At 65.6% G+C, this 256-nt stretch carries 1 protein-coding gene; it reads right to left on the bottom strand.

The window, feature by feature from the left end; genetic code table 11:
- Positions 1–256, bottom strand: a 256-nt coding sequence (locus OH705_RS27985) for an FAD-dependent oxidoreductase (protein ID WP_267303532.1), incomplete at both ends; no start/stop codon positions are given.

Here is a 256-nt window from a genome sequence, read left to right as displayed (position 1 = left end):
CCACCCGGCAGTATTCGTCGATGATGCCGCCGCGCGCGCGGACCGCCCGAGCGAGCTCGGCCACGTAGCGGTCGGGGCGCAGGCGCGCATCGCCGGGAAACCGGATCGCGCCCGCAATACCTGGCCGCATGGCCGGCTCCTCGCGCTCGTATTCGCCACCATCGAAGATCTGCGTAGCGATGCCGAACTCCTTCAGCACCACGCTTTCGTCCACGTACTTTTGGAAATTGCGAGCATCCCGGAAGACGTAATCGAG

Origin of the sequence: Pseudomonas sp. BJa3, from assembly GCF_026343815.1 — a bacterium.
Taxonomy (GTDB): Bacteria; Pseudomonadota; Gammaproteobacteria; order Pseudomonadales; family Pseudomonadaceae; genus Aquipseudomonas; species Aquipseudomonas soli.
The sequence above is the reverse complement of the archived record's forward strand: the minus strand, read 5'-3'. Positions and strand labels throughout refer to the sequence as shown.